This is a genomic window from Thalassococcus sp. S3 (assembly GCF_004216475.1).
Taxonomy (GTDB): Bacteria; Pseudomonadota; Alphaproteobacteria; order Rhodobacterales; family Rhodobacteraceae.
In genome coordinates this window covers 4612160-4633272 of the sequence record NZ_CP022303.1, presented here as the reverse complement: position 1 = coordinate 4633272, position 21113 = coordinate 4612160, and the positions used below count along the sequence as shown (strand labels likewise).

Annotated in this window: 13 protein-coding genes; 7 read left to right on the top strand and 6 right to left on the bottom strand. The window is 60.6% G+C overall.

Annotated features, from left to right (window positions below; all coding sequences use genetic code 11):
- Nucleotides 1-49: 49 nt before the first annotated feature.
- The 7 genes from CFI11_RS22555 to CFI11_RS22525 are packed head-to-tail and all read left to right on the top strand — an operon-like array spanning nucleotide 50 to nucleotide 10271.
- The gene (locus CFI11_RS22555) at nucleotides 50-580 is read left to right on the top strand and encodes a type VI secretion system tube protein Hcp (RefSeq protein ID WP_130409729.1); all 531 of its coding nucleotides are present in this window, start codon (nucleotides 50-52) and stop codon (nucleotides 578-580) included.
- 57 nt (nucleotides 581-637) lie between these two features.
- Nucleotides 638-1123 (top strand): type VI secretion system baseplate subunit TssE, encoded by a 486-nt coding sequence (gene tssE / locus CFI11_RS22550; RefSeq protein WP_217358739.1) that lies wholly within the window; start codon nucleotides 638-640, stop codon nucleotides 1121-1123.
- Nucleotides 1120-2994, top strand: a complete 1875-nt coding sequence (tssF, locus tag CFI11_RS22545; RefSeq protein ID WP_130409727.1) for a type VI secretion system baseplate subunit TssF — start codon at nucleotides 1120-1122, stop codon at nucleotides 2992-2994. Before tssE ends, tssF begins: the two co-directional genes overlap by 4 nt.
- Entirely contained in the window at nucleotides 2958-4028 is a 1071-nt protein-coding gene (tssG, locus tag CFI11_RS22540; protein ID WP_130409726.1) for a type VI secretion system baseplate subunit TssG, read from the top strand. Before tssF ends, tssG begins: the two co-directional genes overlap by 37 nt.
- A complete protein-coding gene (tssH, locus tag CFI11_RS22535; RefSeq protein WP_130409725.1) occupies nucleotides 4025-6646 on the top strand; it encodes a type VI secretion system ATPase TssH in 2622 nt (873 codons plus the stop codon). Before tssG ends, tssH begins: the two co-directional genes overlap by 4 nt.
- Nucleotides 6647-6648: 2 nt before the next feature.
- Nucleotides 6649-8244 (top strand): hypothetical protein, encoded by a 1596-nt coding sequence (locus tag CFI11_RS22530; RefSeq protein ID WP_130409724.1) that lies wholly within the window; start codon nucleotides 6649-6651, stop codon nucleotides 8242-8244.
- A 17-nt stretch (nucleotides 8245-8261) separates the two neighbouring features.
- A complete protein-coding gene (locus tag CFI11_RS22525; RefSeq protein WP_130409723.1) occupies nucleotides 8262-10271 on the top strand; it encodes a type VI secretion system Vgr family protein in 2010 nt (669 codons plus the stop codon).
- Nucleotides 10272-10464: 193 nt separating this feature from the next.
- Here the strand turns inward: CFI11_RS22525 and CFI11_RS22520 are convergent, their stop codons facing one another.
- The 6 genes from CFI11_RS22520 to tssK are packed head-to-tail and all read right to left on the bottom strand — an operon-like array spanning nucleotide 10465 to nucleotide 20578.
- The gene (locus tag CFI11_RS22520) at nucleotides 10465-12009 is read right to left on the bottom strand and encodes a hypothetical protein (protein ID WP_130409722.1); all 1545 of its coding nucleotides are present in this window, start codon (nucleotides 12007-12009) and stop codon (nucleotides 10465-10467) included.
- A 50-nt stretch (nucleotides 12010-12059) separates the two neighbouring features.
- The gene (gene tagF / locus CFI11_RS22515) at nucleotides 12060-12836 is read right to left on the bottom strand and encodes a type VI secretion system-associated protein TagF (protein WP_165390380.1); all 777 of its coding nucleotides are present in this window, start codon (nucleotides 12834-12836) and stop codon (nucleotides 12060-12062) included.
- Nucleotides 12836-16447, bottom strand: a complete 3612-nt coding sequence (gene tssM / locus CFI11_RS22510; protein WP_130409720.1) for a type VI secretion system membrane subunit TssM — start codon at nucleotides 16445-16447, stop codon at nucleotides 12836-12838. The genes tagF and tssM overlap by 1 nt, the downstream gene beginning before the upstream one ends.
- 9 nt (nucleotides 16448-16456) lie before the next feature.
- The gene (gene icmH, locus CFI11_RS22505) at nucleotides 16457-17776 is read right to left on the bottom strand and encodes a type IVB secretion system protein IcmH/DotU (protein ID WP_130410129.1); all 1320 of its coding nucleotides are present in this window, start codon (nucleotides 17774-17776) and stop codon (nucleotides 16457-16459) included.
- The gene (tagH, locus tag CFI11_RS22500) at nucleotides 17766-19235 is read right to left on the bottom strand and encodes a type VI secretion system-associated FHA domain protein TagH (RefSeq protein ID WP_130409719.1); all 1470 of its coding nucleotides are present in this window, start codon (nucleotides 19233-19235) and stop codon (nucleotides 17766-17768) included. Before tagH ends, icmH begins: the two co-directional genes overlap by 11 nt.
- A gap of 5 nt (nucleotides 19236-19240) precedes the next feature.
- Nucleotides 19241-20578, bottom strand: coding sequence for a type VI secretion system baseplate subunit TssK (gene tssK / locus CFI11_RS22495; RefSeq protein ID WP_130409718.1), 1338 nt, complete (start codon nucleotides 20576-20578; stop codon nucleotides 19241-19243).
- Nucleotides 20579-21113 lie beyond the last annotated feature (535 nt).

Below are 21113 nucleotides of genomic sequence, written 5' to 3'. Positions count from 1 at the left end.
CGTTCCTGACCGCAGAAGCTCATCACAACGCAATCGAATGGAGTAAATCATGGCACATGACGCATATCTGGTGTTCACGCAGGGTGTGGACGGGGTCTGGCCCAAGGGTGAATCCCGTGTCGGGTCGGATAACGGCGCCATCATGCTGACCGACAACTGGAGCTTTTCGCTTGAGAACAAGTTGAATATCGGCCCGCACACGATGGGTGCCGGCGCTGGTAAAGCGGAGTTCGAGGCATTCAATATCAAAAAACAGGTGGACAAAGCGTCGCCGCATTTGTTGCAGGCTTGTGGCCGCGCCTGCCATTTCAACAACGTCAAGCTGAAACTGCGCAAGGCGACGGGCAGCGGAACCGGTGAGCTGAACGAATACCTGGTCTGGACCTTTCAGATGCTGGCGGTCGAAAAGGTTGAATGGACCTATGGCGATCCGGCCCCCGAAGAGAACGTCACCTTCAAGTTTGGCGTCTGCACGGTCGAATATCAGATCCAGGGCGAAGACGGGAAGCTGACGCAGGGCGGCAACGGCACCTGGAACCAGATCGACAACAACAACAGCAAGACCATCAAGGCGCGCTAAGCGCTTTGGGGCCGCGCCGGAGTGATCGTCATGCCGCAAGTCGCCAAGAAAAGGGATATGGTCCAGCCGTCTCTGCTGGACCGGTTGACCGACGACTCTCCGGGCACGGCGAGCGAAGTTGCCGACGCAAGCACCTATTCGCTGGCGCGTCTGCGGCAGGTGATCCTGCGCGATATCTCCTGGCTTCTGAACGCCGATGCGCTGGAACTGAGTGTTGATCTGACGACCTATCCCGAGGTCATGTCCAGCACGCTTAATTATGGTGCCCCCGCGCTGGACGGGCTGGAGCGTGAGGGGCTGGACCTTTACGCGCTGCGTCAATCCATTGCCCGCTCTTTGCGGCGGTTCGAAAGCCGTTTGATGCCGGATAGCATCGAGGTTTCGACCGTCAGCAACGAGGGCGCGGGAAGTGCTGTGCATATTCGCATCGTCGCCGATCTCTGGGCGCAGCCCATGCCGCTCCGGATGATCATGCGCACCGAAATCGATCCTGAAACGCCCACGATCCGCGTTGTAGAATGTCGAGGCGAGGGCGAGATATGACGCCTGAATTCCTCCGCCTTTATAATGAAGAACTCGCCTATATGCGGGACATGGGCGCGGAATTTGCGCGCGCCTACCCCAAAATCGCCGGACGGTTGGGGATGGAGAGTAGCGAGGTCGCCGATCCTTACGTCGAACGATTGCTCGAAGGGTTCGCGTTTCTGGCCGCGCGTGTGCAACTGAAGCTGCAGGCACGGTTCCCGGACTTCACCCAGCATCTGCTGGAACTGGTCTATCCCCATTTTCTGGCCCCGATCCCGTCGATGAGCGTGGTCGAATTTGAGCCGGATGCAGAGACCGGGCGGATGGAACGTGGCGCGCTTGTTCCACGCGACACGCGCCTGATCAGCGAGGTGGTTCCGGGCACGATAACGGCCTGTGAATTCCGTACGGCCCGTGACGTCCATCTCTGGCCGATTGAAGTAAAGGCGCTCGAGTATTTTCAGGCAGCAAGCCAGATCTCGTCACTTGATCTGCCGTTGCGCAAGCAGATACGCGCGGTCATCCGGCTGCGGCTGAGAACTACGAACGGTGTCACGTTCGGCAAGCTCGCCTTGAACTCCCTGAACCTGCACTTCCCGTCAGATGGCGGGATTGGCGGTGCGCTTTTGCAACGTCTGATGGCGGATTGTTGTGGCATCGTCGTGCGACCGGTCGACCGGCCGGTCCCATGGCAGGAGATCTTGCAGCCCGGTTGTCTGAGGCAGACCTTTGACGCGGCCGAAGAGGCGCTTTTGCCTCCCATGCCTCGCGCCTTTGAAGGCTACCGGCTTTTGCAGGAATATTTCACTCTGCCCGAACGGGTGCTTTTTGCCGAGCTGACCGGATTAGGCGATGCCATCCAATCCTCGGAAAGCGGTGAGATCGAGATCCTGTTTGCCCTGGACCGGGCCGAACCCAAGCTGGAGCGCCAGCTGGGAAAACGCAGTGTCCGCTTGTTTGCCACCCCGGCCATCAATCTGTTCGAGCGCCGGACGGATCCCATTCGCATAGATGACAGCCGTCCCGATCATCATGTTGTGATTGACCGGGTGCGGCCGATGGACCTTGAACTGCATTCCCTTTTGGAGGTGGCGGGGGAGCGTAGCAACGGCGAACGCATCGCGTTTCGCCCGTTTTACAGTATCTCCGGGACACCCGGAGAAAACGCCACGGCCGGATGTTATACCCTCCGGCGCGAGGCACGATTGCCGTCGAGCACGGTTCAACTCGAAGGTGCTCGGACAGGATATCTGGGGAGCGAGGCATTTCTGGCACTCGGGGAACCCGGCACGCCAATGACAGACCCCGAGCTGCGTCAGCTTTCGCTGCGGTGTCTCTGTTCGAACCGAGATCTGCCCATGCTTTTGGTGCCGGGAGACGGTGAAAGCGACTTTGCCCTGGAGATCGGTGCGCCCGTTCGGTCGGTCCGGTGTCTGACCCAGCCTACACCGCCCCGACCCTCTGCCGCGGAAGGCGATGTCGCCTGGAAACTGATCAGCCATCTGTCGCTGAATTATCTTTCGATCACCGATACGGAGGCTGGCGCAGGCGCCGATGCGTTGCGCGAATTACTGTCGCTTTATGCCGGAACAGACAGTCCGGGACGCGCCAAGCAGGTCGCCGGTGTCGTCAGCGTGCAGACAGCGCCCGTTATCCGGCGCCTGCCCGCAGGCGGACAGGCTGCGATTGCACGCGGGATCGAAGTCACGCTTGGCCTGGACGAAGCTGCATACGAGGGGATCGGGATCTTCCCTTTGGCATCCGTGCTCGCCCGTTTTTTCGCGCGTCACGTCTCGATCAACAGTTTCACTGAAACCGTGCTGACAACGCAAACACAAGGAGAGGCAATGCGATGGCCCGTGATGATTGGCCGGCAGGCGACACTCTAGCTGCGTGGCAGACGATGATCGCCAAGGCCTCGGCAAGGCCGGAGGCATTCGATCTGTTCCAGATGCTGCGCAAGATCGACGCCCTAAGGCCTGACTTGCCGCGTTTGGGCGAAGGAACGCGCCCCGCGCAAGACTGCGTACGTCTGGGGCAAGAGCCCTCCCTTGCTTTTGCCCCCCGTCCGATTGCCGACGTCGCACAAACCGATCCCGATGCACCGGCCCGAATTCAGGCTTTCGGGTTTGGCCTGTTCGGGCCGAACGGGCCGCTGCCGCAGCATTTGTCTGAGTACGCCTTTGGGCGGTTACACAATGCGCGCGACAGCAGCTTTGTCGCATTTGCGGACATGTTTCATCACCGGCTCATGACCTTTTTCTTTCGCGCCTGGGCCGAAGCCGAACCGGTTGTCAGTCACGACCGGCCGGATGAGGATCGATTTGGGCGTCAGGCTGCGTCACTTGCCGGATACGGGATGGAAAGCCTTGAGCGCCGGGATGAGATGCCCGATCTGCTGAAATGGCACTTCATCGGCCGCTTGTCCGATCAAAGCCGGAACCCCGAAGGCCTGGCAGCGATCATCGGCACCTTTTTCACGGCACCCGTACGGATCGTCGAGTTTGTTCCGTCCTGGGTTGATCTGCCCCGATCGTCCCGATGCAGGCTGGGGAGCGTGCCGCCAAGAGGGGACGCCGCCCCCCCGATGATGTTGGGTCAGAGGGTGCGTACATACCATCACCGGTTCGAGATGGTGATTGGTCCCCTGTCATTGGCAAACTACGAACGTTTCCTGCCGTCCGGCCCTTCGATGCCAGCGCTTTCCGCCATCGTTTCCAACTATGTCGGCGAAGCGCTCGATTGGGTGCTGACCCTCGTTCTGCACCGCGATCAGGTGCCTGCCGTTCATTTGGGAAAGGCAGGGCGGCTGGGCTGGACCGGATGGCTGGGCCAGCGGCGATCACCAGACCACGCACGCGACCTGACGCGCGTTGGCACGCGCGGGCATGTCCGAACACAGATGCAAGGAGACGCACTATGATGGGCCTCACTCGAAAGACCTTGTTCGCGAAACTCAATCCGCTTTGCTATCAGGCCTTGGAGGAGGCAACGGCCCTCTGTCAGGCGCGCAGACACGGCTATGTCGAGCTGGTCCATTGGCTGGACCGGATACTGGCCAGTCAGGACAATGATCTGACCTGGCTTCTTGGTCGGCTGGGTATTGATCTGCCCCGCGTTACCGAAAACCTGGCGCGCGCGCTTGACCGGCTGCCGAACGGTACGACCGCTGTCACCGACTTCTCGGGTCATATCGAAGAGACCGTTGCGCAGGGATGGCTGATCGCCGACCTTGCATTGAACGCAAGGGAGATACGGTCGGGGCACCTTTTGTTGGCCTGGCTCAATGCTCCGGAGCTGCACAGGGTGCTTCGTGCCGCTTCGCCGGAATTGGCCGGTATCGCGCCCGCCGATATCTTGGATGTCTGGCCCGAATTTTCAAAAAAGGATGGGGCGGAAACACCGCAGGCCGGTGCGTCTGCCAGCGGTGATAAGCCGGTTGCCCCGACGGCTGCCGTTCTCGACCGGTTTACCACCGATCTGACCCAACGCGCGCGGGCAGGCGATCTTGACCCGGTGACAGGGCGTGATCGGGAAATCCGGCAGCTCATCGAAATCCTTCTGCGCCGACGGCAGAACAATCCCCTTTTGACCGGTGAGGCGGGTGTAGGAAAGACCGCGATTGTCGAAGGGTTCGCGCAGAAGATCGCCACCGGTGCCGTGCCCCCGCCTTTGCAGGGCACGACGGTGCGGGCGCTTGACCTGGCCCTTTTGCAAGCCGGCGCCAGCATGCGCGGCGAATTCGAAAAAAGGCTGCGCGATGTGATCGAAGCGGTCGAGACCGCGCCCGAACCCGTCATCCTTTTCATCGATGAGGCCCATACGCTGATCGGAGCCGGCGGACAGGAAGGCACCGGAGATGCCGCCAATCTGCTGAAACCCGCACTGGCGCGCGGGTCATTGCGCACAATCGCCGCGACGACCTGGGGTGAATATAAACGCCACATCGAAAAGGATGCGGCCTTGGCCCGCCGGTTTCAGGTGATCGGGGTAGAGGAGCCGGATGAGGAGGAGGCTATTGCCATCCTCCAGCGTCTCGTGGCCCCGCTCGAGGAACATCACGGTGTCGATATCCTGTGCGAGGCCGTGGATGCGGCTGTCCGCCTTTCGCATCGGTATCTGCCGTCCCAGCAATTGCCGGACAAAGCGGTGCGTTTGCTGGACACGGCCTGCGCGCGGGTCGCGCTGAGCGAATATGCCCCTCCCGAAGAGGTGGATGCGCTGCGAACCCGCGTCGCCGCCCTGGAATGCAAGACTGCGCTGATCGCCCGCGAAACGGGGCCGGAGATGCCTGAAGGCGATGCCGCGGCAGAGGCCCTTTCCGCGGCCAAGGCGGACTTGGCGGCGTTAGAAACGCGCTGGTCGAATGATCGTGCCGCCGTGCGCGCAGCGCGCAACGCGCGTGGCGTAGCGTCCGATCTGGGTGGGGAAGCAGTGGTGACGCCCATTCCCGCGCCGTCCGACAAAACGACGGAGGCGTTCCTGGCGATTGATCGCGTGGACATGCCCACGGTCGCCGCCGTCATGCAAAGCTGGACCGGCATTTCGACCGGGCGCCTTTTGCGTGACGAGGGTCATGTTCTTCTGTCGCTGGCCGACAGGCTTGGCGAACGGGTCAAGGGACAAGGGCACGCGATGGAGGCTATCGCAAGACGCGTGCGCACCAGTCGGGCCGGGCTTGAGGAGGCGAACCGTCCCGTCGGTGTTTTCCTTCTCTGCGGCCCGTCGGGTGTCGGCAAGACAGAGACCGCGCTTGCCTTAGCGGATCTTCTTTTGGGCAACGAAGAGGACCTGATCACGGTCAATATGAGCGAGTTTCAGGAAGCGCATTCGGTTGCGACGCTCAAAGGCGCGCCACCGGGCTATGTGGGCTATGGACAGGGCGGGGTTCTGACCGAGGCTGTCCGCCGCCGGCCAAGATCGGTGATCCTGCTTGATGAAGTCGAAAAGGCACATCCCGATGTGCATGAGATCTTCTTTCAGGTTTTCGACAAGGGTCGAATGGAAGATTCCGAAGGGCGCCTCGTCGATTTCAGGAACGCTTTGATCTTGCTAACCTCCAACGTCGGCGCGGACACGATTTCGACACTGTGCTTACAGGCGGATGCGCCCTCTCCCGACCAGTTGGAAGATGCGATCGCGACGGACCTGCGCGATGTCTTTCCCCCTGCGCTTCTCGGGCGCATGATCACGCTACCCTATTATCCGCTCGATGACGCGTTGCTGAGAACCATCCTGATGTCGAGGCTGGAGCGTATAGCGACCCGGCTTTGGGATGTGCACAGCGCCGAGGTCAAGTTCGACGCATCGGTCATAGACTTCATCACCGCAAAGGCGCGCGGCAGCGATGCCGGGGGGCGCCGGATAGATGCGATCCTCACGGGCACGGTTTTACCCGAACTCAGTGCGCGGGCGCTATCGGCCCAGATCGAAGGGCGACCGCTCGGCACTTTGAACGTCGATATCTTGGACGGAGTGATCCGTTATTCCGAAGCGTCACCGGATGACCTTTTGGCGCAGCAAACAATGACAGGAGCATAAAAATGGGCGCTTCGACACTTGAAAAGAAAGACAAGGGAAGATCACGTGAGAGCCTGGACGAGCTCTTGGGGCAAACCTCCGGCGGAGGGGATGTTGTTGAGCTAGAGGATTGGCCAGCAAAGTCAGACCCCGGTTCTGCTCAGGGTGAGGGCGCGGCGGGTCCCTCGACCGAAGAAAGGGGTAAAGGGCCCGCTATTCCGGTGGAACAGGTCCCTGGGAAAGGTGCGTCCGAGACCGCTGAGGGTCCGGTCGCTATTCAGACCCGGCCCGAAGATATACCTTTACCTGCCGATGAGACAGACGTGGAGGACGCTGATCAATCTGCTGCTGAAGCGTTGAGTGCGATGGTCGCGGAGGCCTTGGAATACAGTGAGGCGCTTGACAGAAGCCAGGCGCAACCAACCACCGCAGCTGCTGGGACAGAAGGCCCCTATGTTTCGCCCGAGGCTGCGGCTCTGCGCTTATCGGAGATGATGACGATCATCGCAATCGGTCCGGAGGAAGGCGCGGACGTTGCGGAGGCGGCGAAACAGACCGAAACGCCTGCGGAAAGGCCGACGGCACCTCCCGCCGCAGCCGCGGTTGCGGGGTCGAGCGGGCTACGTCAGCGACATGGCGGCGCAGCCAGCGCCTCGGTCGCAGAGGCGTCCTCGAGCGCGGTTGCGCCTCAAGCTCCCCAAGACGCCGGCCGGGACCTGGAACTTGGTGGTTCGAAGAACCAACAAGCGCGAATGGCCCAAAGTCAGCGCGACGCGAGGAGAACCTTTCCTTGGCTTAAAAAAACGGAGGAGCCGGATCTGAACGAAAGCATCGCGAACTGGTGGAAGGACGGCAATGTTGTCCCGAAGTATAAAGAACAAGTCGAAACCGACATCGCGCTGCAGCCTGCTCTGATCAGCCGGAAAAAAGCACGCAATTACGACCAATTCTTGACCGAAGGATATCCGGGGGCGGAGCACATCGTTGTTCTGCAGCGTGAAAAAAAGCGGTCTCAGGTTGAAGGCAAAGGCAAAGAACCCGTGCGTTCTGATGATGAAGACAGCGACGAAGATGCGCGTGAATTTGCAACGATGATCGTGCGGGACCAAAGGCAGGTTCTGGTCGAATTCGAACCGGACATGGCAACCATGACCGGTGGCTTCGTCCGGGAAGAGGGCGGGGATTTCACCCAGAGGGTTGAATGGGATCATGCGCGCAATCAGTGGGTTTCACCCGACCAACGCCGCGCGAACATGATTGCAACCGGAAAGGCGATGCAAGGAGTATATAACGAAGTCCTGTCCAAGACAGAGCACTTGTCGGAAAACAAGGAGTTGATGCTGCAACTGGAGCAATACGTGAAAACGACCGCCGCCAGTATTCATCAGCTTTTTAAGGGCGAAAAGACCGACACCGAAATCACCAACGAGATTTTGCAGCATTGCCGCGATATCGCCAAGCTCAACTACGACCGCAATGAACGGAAGGATGATATCAGGCGCCACAAGATACCGACCCCATTTCAGATCGTTACCCTGATCGCCGGGATCATCAGCCTGACCATCATTGCGAGACGCTTTCTTCCTGATCCGAATGCCGGCAGAGACAACCCTGTTTGAGGTTGATCGGATCATCCATGTCTTCTCAGTCCCGCACACCCCGCCCGTCCGCGCCTAAAACGCTTCACATGTCCAAGGTGGCCGAAGATCTGCTTCGCGCCAACCGCTATGCGACGTTGACAGCGGCGCCTTTCCCTCTGGATGGCGTTTCCCTTCGATCTCTGCGCGGCGGGGATCGGCTGGGGGAGCCCTTTTGCTACGAGGTCAAGTTCGTGACCCGAAAACCCGTGCGGGATTTCGGCAGGATGCCGGGGCAGAGCATGACCGTCGGTATGATGATGGCGGACCGGCGGTCGGTCCGCTTCTTCAACGGCATCATCACCTCGATGCGTTATGTCGGGCTTCAGCAGACCCGACGGCCGCATTACGTCGCAGAGCTTCGGCCCTGGCTCTCGCTGCTCGGGTATCGACGCAACAGCCGGATCTTTCACGACAAGACCAGCCTGGATATCCTTTCGACGATCTTTGGGGAGCATGGCGGCCTTTACACCGTCAAGGTGCGGGGCGCTTTGCCAAGGCGGAAGATCTGCACGCAATACGACGAAACGGATCTCGCCTTCGTGTCGCGGCTGATGGAGCAGGACGGCCTTTATTACTACTTCCAGCACGAGGAGAAGCGGCACCGGATGGTGCTGGTCAGCGATCCCGGAGATCACATGCCCTGCATGCCGGACGTGGTGCCAACGCATCTGAACTTGCGCGATTATCGCTACAAGACAGATTCGATCTGGGAGTGGCGGGAGGCGGTCAGCATGACCTCGGGCCGCGTCAGCCTCAAGGATTATGATCACGAAAAGCCCAAGGCGCCGCTCACCGCGCTTGAGCCCGTTCCAAAGGTGCAACTTGGGGACATTCGGGAGACCGAAGCGCGCATTCAGCCCGGTGGTGCAGGATCGCAGGCCGCAGGGGTGACCTCATCCTGGACTGAACCGAAGCCTGATGCGTTTTACGAGAACTTCACCTTTCCCGCACGGTTCGAAAGCCGCAGTGACGGTGCGTTCTACGCTCGCATCAGGGCGCAAGAGCAGGCAAGCCGCGCCTACCGGATCGAGGTGGACGGCAGCATGCGGCAGGTGACCACAGGGTCGACCTTTCGGGCGAACAATCCGTACGATTTGCCCGACAATTCAGACGAGCAGACCTCCCAGCAGCAGTTCCTGGCCCTGGGTCAGCAGATCGAGCTGAGCAGTGAGGTCGGCGATGTCGAGGCCGAAGACGAGACGCGCTTTCTCTACCGCGCCACCGTGGAAGCACAGATTGCCAGTACCAAGTTTCGACCAGAGCGGCGCACGCCCTGGCCGCGCATCCACGGTCCACAGACGGCTTTGGTTATCGGACCCGATACTGTCGCGACAGATCGGTGGGGCCGTGTTCGTGTTCGGTTTCATTGGGACCGGGACGATCAGAACTCCACCTGGATCAGGGTTGCTCAACCCTGGGCCGGGCGGACCTTTGGCAGCTTGGTTCTGCCCCGCAAGGGGCAAGAGGTGGTCGTAATGTTTCACGATGGAAATCCGGATTGGCCCATTGTGACCGGCGCGGTTTACAACGATGACAACCGTCCGCCCGAACCATTGCCGGCACGCGCGACACGTTCGGTTTTCCGCAGCCAATCCGTTCCCGGACGCGCCGCCGACCATAACGAGCTGAGCTTTGAGGACGATGCGGGAAAGGAAGAAGTTCTGCTAAAAGCGCTAAAGGATCACAACCTCAAGGTCGGCAAGATATACCGCGTAAACGTGGGCGAGAAATATGCCCTGAGCGCATCTGCAAGGGGAAATCCGACATCGAGCTTTCTGGAGGTGAAACCTGATTGCGTCAGGCTGGCGGTGCACGGTCCCACCGGTCCGCAGGGGATCGAGATTGGGCCGGAGGGCGTTTCGATTATCGGCTCGAACGTTGGCTTGATGTCGCGGATGGGACCTGTCTCGGCAACACCCATGCCGGTGCCGACGCCCACCCCTCAGTTGACGAAATCGGCCGGCTCCATCGCCGTCGCGCCTTTCGATGCGAAAATCAAGGATTAGGTAAGCCGGCCATTCGGTAAGGGTCGGCGTGCTTCCGTCGCTGGCCTTTCCGGAACACGCGCGGTGACGGTGCGTCCTGAAAGACCAAAGACAGGACATGACCTGCACCATGCGCGTTGGCTGAACGTAGTTGCTTCAGCGTCGCGTGGGACCGGAGCGGAGGATCTGCAACCGGTCCCGCAAGCCCCGAGGGTCAGGATGCAGCGAGTTGTGCTTCGATCTTCGAAAGTGATTTCAGATATCGGCCCACGATGTTGGTTTTGCCCAGGGCTTTATCTCGTTTGTCCAACTTTGCGAACCTGGGCTTAACGAAGTTGCGCAGGTTGTCGATATGTTCTTTCAAGGTGCTGCTGGCCTCCCCAGCCACGTCTTCCGATCCGCTGGGATCGTTGCTCATTTGCTCCAGAAGCGCGTTGGTCTGCGTGGACAAGCCTTGGCTCAGGCTGTCGAAATAGGCGTGTTCGGTGCTGCTGAGGGTCTCGCCGCTCTCCTTTTGCAGCGCGCGTTCATGCGCAATGCGGCATTTTTCGATTTCTCCGATCGATGTCATAAGGGTGTTTACAAGCGCCAGTTTGTTCCGCGTCGGAGCATTGCCGTGGCTGCCTTCCGATGCGTTCGGTATGCCGAAATGCAGTTCCAGATTGGCCCTGTGCTGCAGGACAGGCAAGATCGACATCGACAATCTGTGAAGACTGTCCAGCTTACCCTTTGCATCTGTTGCAGCGCCAAAGGTTGAGGCGATGCGATCTTCGATCCGTGTTCGAGAGATATGGATGTTTTTGTCCAAGTTGCGGGCGGCACGAGATGCAAGATCGAAGAAGTGATCAGCCACTTCCCCTTGAGCAACAGGGGCGTCGGGATCAAAATAGTCGAGTGGATTGTCTTCGGATGCCGTGGCGCCGAGTTGTGGCAAGAGGCCCTGTCGGGCCATGGCGACCTGTAGCCGACAAGGCGCGGTTTCCAGCAAGGCTTTGCGAAGCTCTGGCTTCTCTTCTTCTCCGAGCGCCTCCAGAAGATAGCCTTCGGCCTTGCGGCGCAGGTCATCGGCGGCCGTTTCCGTTTGCACGTCAAGACGTTTGAAAAGTTTTTGGAGCAGACCGGATACCGTCGTGGCGGTCTTTTCGGCGGCGGTACGGTCCTCTTCGGGCAGATCGGTCTCGACGGGGTCGGATGCCACCTCTTCGGCCGGCGTCTCGCTCATTGCGGCGGGTTCCGGTTCACCGATTTCGCTTGTCGCGGGCTGTGGCGACGCTTCGGTGTCCGCGGATGGAGGCGGAACCGCTGCGTTATCGGTGGACGAGGATGAGACATCGTCGTTCTCTTCCGACGGCTCCTCATCGTCTTGTTCATTTGCGGCGATCTGATCTTCGGTGAGCGCTTCTCCCCTGCGGATTGTCGGGCAGCCGATTTTGAAATGCTTGAAGTATTCCTGAATTGTCTTCTGGGCGGCACTGAAACTGCCGCGCTTCATATCGATGAAGATCTGGCCGCCTTCAAACCAAATCCAGCCTTCGGTCTGCTCTGCGATTTTGGAGCTGGTCGACTTCTCGATACCGTATTTCCGGATATCGGACTTGGCCTTTGTCAGGCTGGGGCGGACAACGGCCGACGGCTTGCCGCCCTCCACGCGCGCAGTGGCAAATCCCGCAGCCCAGTTGGGCTTCTTCTTGCGCCTGCTCTCGCTTTTGCGGATGTCGGCAAGCGCTTTGTTGGCGATAGACTTAATGTGTTTCGGCATGATCAAGATCTCCGGTCTTAGGTCGGTTCAGTGCAGGTTGGATAATTTAGTCAGGCTTCGCGGTCCCAGTCGGCCACGGCCGGCGCGCCGGTCTCCGGGGTGGGAGCGTCCGGTATCAGCGGGCGATGATCCCATCCGTGCCGTGTCCACTTTCCATCGAGAAATGCGGTAAAGCCCAAGGGCGATGTCAGCTTTGGAATGATTGCCAGCATGGGCGGGACTCTTGTCGATCCCGCAGTCCACCAAAGCCCACGTTCGGCGGGGGCCTCTCTACACAGCATATGGGCCATTGCGGGCCCGGCGGACAACATCGGTAACTCGACGGCCAGACCCTCGCGCCCGCTGATCGAAGTGGGGAAGGTCCGGATGGGCTTTACCTCGCCGGTGCGCCAGCGCGGCAACAAGCGGCGATAAAGCTCGCTGGAATCGAATGTCGGATCACGCGCATCCAGGGCCAGCGCCTCCACCGCGCCGAACCAGCGGTTTGATCCCGCAATCAGGCCGATCGTATTGACGGGGGAGGGGATTTCGGTCGCCATCAGCAGCGGATAGCATCGCCCGACGCTGTCGTGGCTGGGACTGATCACGCCGAGAATGGTGACCGGGCCGCACATGCCCCAAGGCAGAATGAACCGCCAGATCGGCGCTTCGAGGTAGATTTGACGCCAGGATGTCCCGTATTCCCGCTGGCTTTCCGCGATACCGTCCTGCAGCCAGACGTCCATCGCTCTGCGGGTGGCTGCACTGAGGCCGGTATCGACGAAATCGGCACGTGCGGGCAGTTTGCCGAATGCATGAAAGTGGCTGGAACCGCTTGTCAAAGTCATCAAAACGCCTCCGGGCATTGAAAGGAGGAAAGCAGTCTGCGGTCGAGCGGATTGCGTTCGGCATCGCTTTGAAACAGCAATTTGATCCGGCGCTCGCCCAGCACGAAGGTCAGATCCAGTCTGCCATCGGTCGCCTGGCGCTGCTGGCTCCGATCCAGAAGACGAAAGAGCGCCCAGGGTCCCTTGCTGGACAGCCCAGCTTCCTTGGATGAAAACCGGCGAGGGAAACTGATAGAGGCCTGACCCAGCCCGCCGGGACCGGGCCAGTGCAGCCGCGCCGATTTTGACGTGCCGGAGCGATAGGAAAAATCCTGACCGTCCACAGTAAACCGGACCCCGGATCCCGAGGTCTCAAGTGCCGCGATGACGACCTGGAATGTCACCGACGGGCGCTGGGCTGCACCCGAAAACATGGCTCGGCGGATTTCGGCAGCCTGCTGCATCGCTGCCAGAGAGCGATCATTTAGCGTCCCATCCACACCGTCGAGCGCGCGCCAGCGCCAGGTCTCCTCGCTGCGATCTACGATATTGTCGAGATTGGTTCGAAAGAAGCGGTCCAGCCCGCCATCAGGTCCGAACAACATGGCGAAGTCTTCAAGACTTGCTTCGGCGCGGGCACTGCCGTCGAACGGGTAGCGCGCCTTGGTCACCCGCTGGCACAATTCCGCGGGCCCGCTGCGCCAGCGCCTGTTCAGCCGGACTCGCGCGTCGGATCTGGACTGGCTGACCGACTGCGCGCTCACATCCGTAATCCAGCTTTGAATGGGTTCCGGAATCGACGCAGCACGCGTTTCGATCTCGCTGGTGACCAGTGCGGCCTCTTGCGCATTGTCCAAGGGGCCCGCCGCGTCAGTGGCCTGCATATCACGAAGGTTGCGATAGAGCGCGCCCAGATCGGTGATGATCTGATCGATGGGCGGTGTGGCCCCTTGCTGGCTGTTTGGCGGAACCTCAACCAAGGCGCGGAGGCCGCGGAAATGCGTAGCGGCAAACTTGGCCGCGCGGTTCTGCGGGCCATCTCTGTCGCCGCTATTTGCAAACAACGTATCGAGGTTTGCCTGTGGCTTTGTCGGAGTAGCGGCGGTCTCTTCTGCGCCGTCGGTTGCGGCTTGGGGCGGACGGTCCAGCGCGGTAGTGCCGACGATGGAGATCAGCACAAGGCGAATGGGGGAGGTCGGGGCCGCCAACACGTTCATCAGACGCAAAGAGGCATCCAGCGAGTTGACGGGTTGGACGGCGATCGCAGCCAATGTCTCGTCCCAGATCAACGCGAATTCACGCAGGTAAAGTTCGGTCGCGTCTGCGGCTAGCTGTGCGGCGCGCGTTCGATCCGGCGCGCCTTCGGTGGGTGCATCCGGGTCAAGAACCCAAGCGTCGGCAGCCTCACGTGCGGTGACCTCGGGCAGGCTTTTGAGGAAGACATCGAAGAACCCGGTATGGGTATAGATCCCTGGCACACTTGTGATCGTGTCGGGCCCGCGCCGGTCCAGAAAGATACGCTCCGCATCTGGTCCGGCATGATCGGCCAGACGCCAGATCGGTGCAGCCGTGGCCGCCGCGCTTTTGACGATGGCGTCATGAACCCGCTTGGCGGCGGATCGCCCGCCAAGCGCGGCGCGGGCGGATGCGATCCGATCGTCATCCAGCCCGATGCCCGTAAGGGACGTGGCCAGTAGTGCCCTGACATGACCACCCAGGCGGTCCCTTAGATCCGCGTCGGCGGGGTCGGCATACCGCTCGCGGGTGTCCAGTGCGATCCAATGTGCCAGAAAGTCCGGCTCAAGCGGGCCGCGCCCGCCGAGCATCAGATAGGCTTTTAGCGCGTGATAAAGGAATTCCGGATCATCCGCATGGCTGTCCATCGTCTCTTCGATGCGCAACAAAAGCCGTGGCAGCAATACCGAGGAAAGCGTGTCGCGATAGGCCGTGCCGGCCATCGTGTCCAGCTCACCCGCGCGAACGAGGCCGAAATCCATTGAACTGGCCGCGGTCTCGGTGGTCGCGACGTTCAGGTCGGCGTCAAGATCGTCCTGCAGAGCTCTGAGACGGTCCAGAAGTGGAACGACATCACGCAGATCCGACCTGCCCACTTCTTCGAGTTGCAGGGGCAACGCCTCATCCGAAAAGACCTGTGCCTCCGCTTCGAAGCGTCCTGCAAGTGCCACGGAATGCCGGTAGGTCATCAGCATCACCACGCTCAGGGCCAACGCGGCAAGGCCAATGCCGGCATGCCCCGCCAGTTGCCGGCGGACCAATCGGCGGGCTGAACCAGGTTCGTTGCGGACGAGACTGGCCTCGGTAAAGATGACGTCCCGCATCAAACGGGTCAGAAAATAACTGCGGGGCTGAGGAGAACCGGCGGTCCGTCCGCCTTCTGCCTCAATGGGGACGGCTGCCTCTGTCGTGATGCGGTCGATGGTCTGACCATGCTGGGTGCCACTCACCATATAAAGACCACGCAGCAAGATCGGGTCTTCGAAAGAGTTCGATGCGAATGCGTCCGTCAGGAACGCGCTGATCACCGGTCGCAGGCTTGCCACCTGTTGCGGAAATCCAAAAACGAGCCGCCTGCGCGGGACATCCGCCTCTTTCTGCATGCGGTCGGGCAGGCGGGCGTCAAGGCGCGCGACGATCCGATCAAACTCCCGCTCAAAGCTTTCAAGCGGATCGGTGGCCTTTTGTGACGGCGGGGCGTCGTCCTTTTCGGTCGGGAAGGTGATGCCCCAAACCGCCTCGCGCCCCTCCTGTCCCAGATCATCGAAGAACTCGACGAACCCGGCCATCAGGTCCGCCTTGGTCAGCAGAGTGTAGACCGGCACACGTTGGCCCAACTCCTCGTAGATATCACGCACCCGCAGACGGATGCGTCGCGCAAAGTCGCGTCGGGAGGCCGCCGGCCCGATCAGCACGTCGAGGCTGATGGCGACGATAATGCCGTTGATCGGCTCGCGGCGCCGCCGCTTTTTGAGCAATCTCAAAAAGCCGAGCCAAACCCCACGCTCGGGTCCTGCAGGGTCTTCCTGGCTGGTGTAACGCCCGGCCGTGTCGATCAGAACGGCCTCGTCCGTGAGCCACCATTCGCAGTTGCGGGTGCCGCCGATATCCGACAGCGGGCCGCGACCATGGGTGTCAGCCAGCGGAAAGGTCAGACCGGATTGCGCAATCGCGGTGGTCTTTCCCGCGCCGGGCGGTCCGATCACCGCATACCAGGGCAATTGATAAAGCCAGCGGCGATGCCCACGTCCGAACCGGCGTTTTTTGAGGGAGGACAACGCCGATTTCAGATTGGCGTCCAGTATGCGCATCTCGTCGGTTTCCGCAGCGGCCGATGCCTGGGCGATGCGCGCATTCGGGGTTGAGCCCTCGCCTTCGTTGAGGATCTGCGAAACCCGGTTTTGAACATTCTGTTCGATTCTTCCGCGAAACAGCGCGAATGCGAGCAGACCGATTGGCAAAAGCAGGCCGCCAAGAATGTAGGACTGAAACCGGTCAAGGGGCGTGTCGGCAAGCGCATCGCCAAAAATCATCGTCCCAATCAACGCGATGATCACCAAGATCGCGACGACGCACCAGACCCGTTTGTCGGTCAATAGCTTGCGGATGAACAGCATAGCATGCTCCTAGTGCGGTTCTTTTTGCAGAACGATTTCAGTGCGCCGGTTGAGCCGCCGCCCGGCCTCGGAAGTGTTCGGCGCAATGGGTTCGTCCGCGCCGCGCCCGCTTGTGCTCACGCGGTCGGGGCGTTCCATCGGTTCGCGGATGAGCGTCGCAACCGCATCCGCGCGGGCCTGGGACAATTCCAGATTGGAGGGGAACCGTGCCGAACGCATGGGGATGGAATCGGTATGTCCGATCACGGCAACCGCACCGGTCTCTCCGTTGAGCGCGATGCCGATCCGGTCCATCAGCGGGCCATATTCGGCCAGCGGATCCGGCGCGCCTGATTCGAACATCCCGTCACCCCGGATGGTCACGGTGATTGAACGATCATCTTCGATGACCGTCACCAGGCCTTCACGAATTTCGGCTTCGAGAAAGCGGCGCAATCGGTCTACCGGCAGCATCACCACCGCGGGTTCGGCCTGTGGTGCCGATTCCCGGATGAGACGCACAAAGCCGGTAGGCGGCATTTCGGCAAAGCGGATGCCCGTCTCACGCATTCGGAAGTCGAGCAGGGCCGACAAGGCGAGGTAAAGGGCAACCAGGCCGCATAAGGCGATGCCCGCGGTCGCCCAAAGAGGAGGCCCCACAAGTCCGGACCGCCGGTCCGGTTTGGCGCCGCGCCAGACGGGCGACAGGTCGCGCTCGGGTTCTCCCCGGATGGACCGGATGAGGCGATAGAGATCCTCGCGCAGGACCATCAATTCGCCTTGGCCGCGATCGGAAATCCGATACCGGCCCTCGAAACCAAGGCTGATGCAATAATAAAGCAGCTCGATCAGGTCGATATTCACACCGGGATCCCGCTTCATCTGGTCAAGCAGGTCAAAGAAGCGGTCACCGCCCCATGTCTCGCTGAAAAAGGAGCCGACCAGCGAATGGGAGGTCCAGATCGAACGGCTTCCAAGCGGCGTATTCATCACCACGTCGTCCAACGTGGCGCAAAGCGCGTATTTGCTGGCCTTGAGTGCCCGGGGCGCGAGACCAAGTTTACCGGCGCGGACTTCGAATGCGTCGATCTCGGCAAAAGCGCGGCGATGCAAAGCGCCGATATCATCACCCGTCGCGCCGGTTTTGACGGCCGCCGCCATCGTCAGGACCGGCGCCGCGGCAAGGATCAGCGGCGACTGGCGCCCTTTGTTCAACTCGTGCCAGGTCTCGTCCTGAACCGGCTCTGCCGGGGCGCTGGCCATGTGAAGGGCGGGCAGTGGCTCGGGGTGCGCAGGGGAAGACGTATCCGGTTCACGCGGCAGCAATATGGTTTCGTCTTCATCCATCATAACGGTCATCCGTTTTGCCGGGATTGGCTAGTCTGAGGGCAGCGCCGGAGCCAAATCGCTTTTGAAGCTCCGCTTCCAACTCGCCTCTGATCCTGGTGTGGGTCCGGTCGTAAGCGTCCCAAAGACGGCGATAGCCATTGGAAAAGACGTTGGGCCCCTTGGTTGCGGGAGATATCGCGCCAGGTGAGAGGTCGTGCAGCGCCTTTTGAAGGGCGTCCTGCATGATCGTTGAGAGGTCTTCCTGAAACGTGCCGATCTGAGATCCAGCCTGCTGTGCCGCCGCTTCGCCGGACATGAACCCCGGAAGATCCGGGCGGAGCAGGATATGCAACGCCTCTTCAGGTGTCCCGAAAAGCATCAGGGGATTGGTATTTTGCGAGCCAGCCGTGCCGCCGATCCCGTTCTGGAGCCTGCTTTGTGCCTGCAGCAAACGGTGCAGCACGGTGACAGTCTCACGCAACATCGCGCCGGCGAGAGCCATCATTTCAACATGTTGGCCTTGGGGAATGTCCGCCTTGTCGAGACCGGCGGACAAAAGGAAAGCCGAGAACGCTTTTTCAGCCGCCGCATCAGTCACGCCCGATGGCGTTTGAGACGGGAGCACCGGTATTTCGTTTGCGTCCCAATCCCCCGCCTTTGTCGGGCGTGCTTCGGCCTTGCGGCTGGATCCGTTTCGCAACCCCTCATTCTCCAATCCAGCGTCGTCCTCGGTGGGCCAGGCCCAGACGTCCCTGCGATCAGATGGATCAACCGCCGCTTCGTGTGAAAGAGGTTCTGAAAACGCGCCATTGGCCATATCCGATGAAACATCGTGTCCTTGGCCAAGCTCATCCATGAGGTTCCAGTCGTCCGGGATCGGGCCGGAGGAGGTTCCGGGCTGCACGAATGCGCCACGCCCACTGTCGAGATGATCGGCCACGGCGGGCAGATCAGGCCTGGCAAACAGTCCACGCTGGTGATCCGCGAAAAGGTCTGCGGCATCTTCCGTTTCCAGCGACTTTTCGGAAGTGGGCGCAAAACCGAGCTCTGGCTGCTTCATCGGAACCGCGCCAAGAAAAGTCTGTTCGGCCGACGGTTCAGGGATCTTATCGCTGACCTCCTGCTCCTCTTCGTTGTCTTGAAGCACGGTCAACGAAAAGTCCCCGATCCTTATGACGTCGCCCTCGGCCAGCGGGACGGGGGTGTCCTGTTGCAGCCGCTCCGCCTCGCGGTTGAGGAACGTCCCATTGCGGCTGTGGTCGACGAGGACGAGGCCGGTTTCGATTTGGGAAATCACGCAGTGATGTTTGGAAATCACGCGTCGGGGATCGGGCAACACCAGGTCGTTGTCTTCGCCGCGTCCCACGCTGAGGCCTGAGATAACGGAGATGCGGCCATCGGGATCAAGCCCGGCGGGGCGCTCTCCGGTCTTGCTTTGCACGGCGAGATGGAGACCTGGTTTCTGAACGTCGCCCTCCATAACCGCTATTGTCCCCGAATGGCCCAGAGTGCGATCTCAAGCCCCGGAAACTCACCCGAGACATGCATGGCCAGGCCGCCGGAATGCCGCATGTCTTTCCAGTGCGGGCTTTTCTGGTCGATTTCGAAGTAGCTGGTCGACACGTGAAAAGGGATCTGACGCGGCGCGACGGGGAGCGGATCGACCGATATGCCCGGCAAGGCCACGTTGACCAGTTCCTTGATCCGCTCGGCCGGCCCGATCTTTACCTGTGCGGGGAAGTCGCGGCGCAGCCGTTCGGTCGGCACATCCGCTTTGACCGCCAGAACAAAGGTCGCCTGAGCAAAGAGCTTGCGATCTGTGACCTCGGCGAGATGCACGCCGTATTTGTGCTCGCGCAGCGGGATCGACAGGGCGCTTTGATCGAGAACGGCATTCAGTGATGTGCGGATCGACGCAATCACCGGCTGAAAGCTGGCCGCAAGATCCGCGTGATCGTATTGCGTGAGCTTGGGGCTGCGTTTGTTCGCTTGCGCATACGTGGCCAATTCACCCGCAAGCTGGGCCATGACGATATAAAGCCGTTCCGGATGAAGCCGTGACACAGTGCCAAAGTGATCGAAAACCGGAGTGTATCTGTTGACCACCTGCAAAAGAAGAAAATCTGCAATTTCGGCCACGCCACGCGTTCCGGACGCCGCAACCCGACCCCCCAGCGCCTCTGCGCGGTGGTGCAACAAGCCTGCGATTTCTGTGACATAGCCCGTCAGAACCGCAGATGCCTGGCAATCCAGAACGGGCGGAACGTGGCCCTTGTCCAAAACCAGCGTCTTGTTCGCCCGCGCTTCGGTCACCCGGGTGAGTGGCAAACAGACAAAGCCATCGCGTTCGGCACTGTCGGGCAAGATCCGGAATTGAAGGCGCGCGATCTCGATCTCGGCGCTGTCGCGTTCGGTGGATGCGACGTCGATCAGCGCTTCGTCCGAGATGCCATACCGCAAAGGCAGATCGGGATCAGACCGGGTATCAATGTCCGGCATGCCGGGTTGGCGAAGCGGCAGGCACAGATGCACCGTCTCATTTTTCAGATGCTCGGGCGGGCAATAGGGAACCGGGGGATCTGCATCCTCGGGTATGGCGAAGGGCGTGCCATCTTCCATGATGCCGGCCGCCGTTTCGATTCCGATTTTGCCAAGCTTCAACATCTCCTGGTTGAGGGTCAGCTCGGTAATGCCCCAGGCATCTCCGCGAAGGGCTGACGTCATGTCCCGTGCAAACCGTTCCGCATAACGGTCAGCTTGCTGGAGGTGCTGCGGTCGTAGAAAAAGCCCTTCGGACCAGACGACACGATTGTCCCAAGACATCGGCGGTTTCTCCTTCAAAACGGACCGACGGGGGGAACGGCAGGTCGGGCCTGCGGAAAGCCTAGGTGAGCCAGGGGCAGGACCTTGCATGCATAGTTGGCATGCTGGAAATCAGGCACTTCGATCCTGAAGGCGCGTATTTCGTCATAACGATTGTGCATACGAAAAATACGCTGGCCCATGCATAGGATCACGACGCAGGGTTCAGGCTGCCCCCAAGCGCTCCACACCTGCGTTGATGTCTCGCGACATCGGCTCGGTCACTCACTTTGCTCAGCTTGGGATGTTCCCACGAGCACGGCATTAAAGGAGTATTCCGTGAATTCTGTTCGGCCCGGAGAATCAGCACACAGGCCTCGATGCCCGTCCTTCGGGCCGGAAGCCCAGACATCTTTCAACCATAGCGGTGGCTTGCCTTTGAGTTTAGGTTTTACGCGCGCTAACAGTTCGACTTGCGGGCGAAGTTTTTACAGATATCGGCAGTTAATTTCGAACCCACTTGCGCGCAAAGCGTCAAACTGGAACCTTATTTGCA

What these genes read in the sequence shown, in the direction of transcription:
- CFI11_RS22530 (WP_130409724.1), top strand. Translation starts at nt 6,649, where the DNA reads ATGGGCGCTTCGACACTTGAAAAGAAAGACAAGGGAAGATCACGTGAG.
- tssK (WP_130409718.1), bottom strand. Translation starts at nt 20,578, where the DNA reads ATGTCTTGGGACAATCGTGTCGTCTGGTCCGAAGGGCTTTTTCTACGA.
- tssG (WP_130409726.1), top strand. Translation starts at nt 2,958, where the DNA reads ATGGCCCGTGATGATTGGCCGGCAGGCGACACTCTAGCTGCGTGGCAG.
- CFI11_RS22525 (WP_130409723.1), top strand. Translation starts at nt 8,262, where the DNA reads ATGTCTTCTCAGTCCCGCACACCCCGCCCGTCCGCGCCTAAAACGCTT.
- tssF (WP_130409727.1), top strand. Translation starts at nt 1,120, where the DNA reads ATGACGCCTGAATTCCTCCGCCTTTATAATGAAGAACTCGCCTATATG.
- tagH (WP_130409719.1), bottom strand. Translation starts at nt 19,235, where the DNA reads ATGGAGGGCGACGTTCAGAAACCAGGTCTCCATCTCGCCGTGCAAAGC.
- CFI11_RS22520 (WP_130409722.1), bottom strand. Translation starts at nt 12,009, where the DNA reads ATGCCGAAACACATTAAGTCTATCGCCAACAAAGCGCTTGCCGACATC.
- tssE (WP_217358739.1), top strand. Translation starts at nt 638, where the DNA reads ATGGTCCAGCCGTCTCTGCTGGACCGGTTGACCGACGACTCTCCGGGC.
- tssM (WP_130409720.1), bottom strand. Translation starts at nt 16,447, where the DNA reads ATGCTGTTCATCCGCAAGCTATTGACCGACAAACGGGTCTGGTGCGTC.
- icmH (WP_130410129.1), bottom strand. Translation starts at nt 17,776, where the DNA reads ATGATGGATGAAGACGAAACCATATTGCTGCCGCGTGAACCGGATACG.
- CFI11_RS22555 (WP_130409729.1), top strand. Translation starts at nt 50, where the DNA reads ATGGCACATGACGCATATCTGGTGTTCACGCAGGGTGTGGACGGGGTC.
- tssH (WP_130409725.1), top strand. Translation starts at nt 4,025, where the DNA reads ATGATGGGCCTCACTCGAAAGACCTTGTTCGCGAAACTCAATCCGCTT.
- tagF (WP_165390380.1), bottom strand. Translation starts at nt 12,836, where the DNA reads ATGACTTTGACAAGCGGTTCCAGCCACTTTCATGCATTCGGCAAACTG.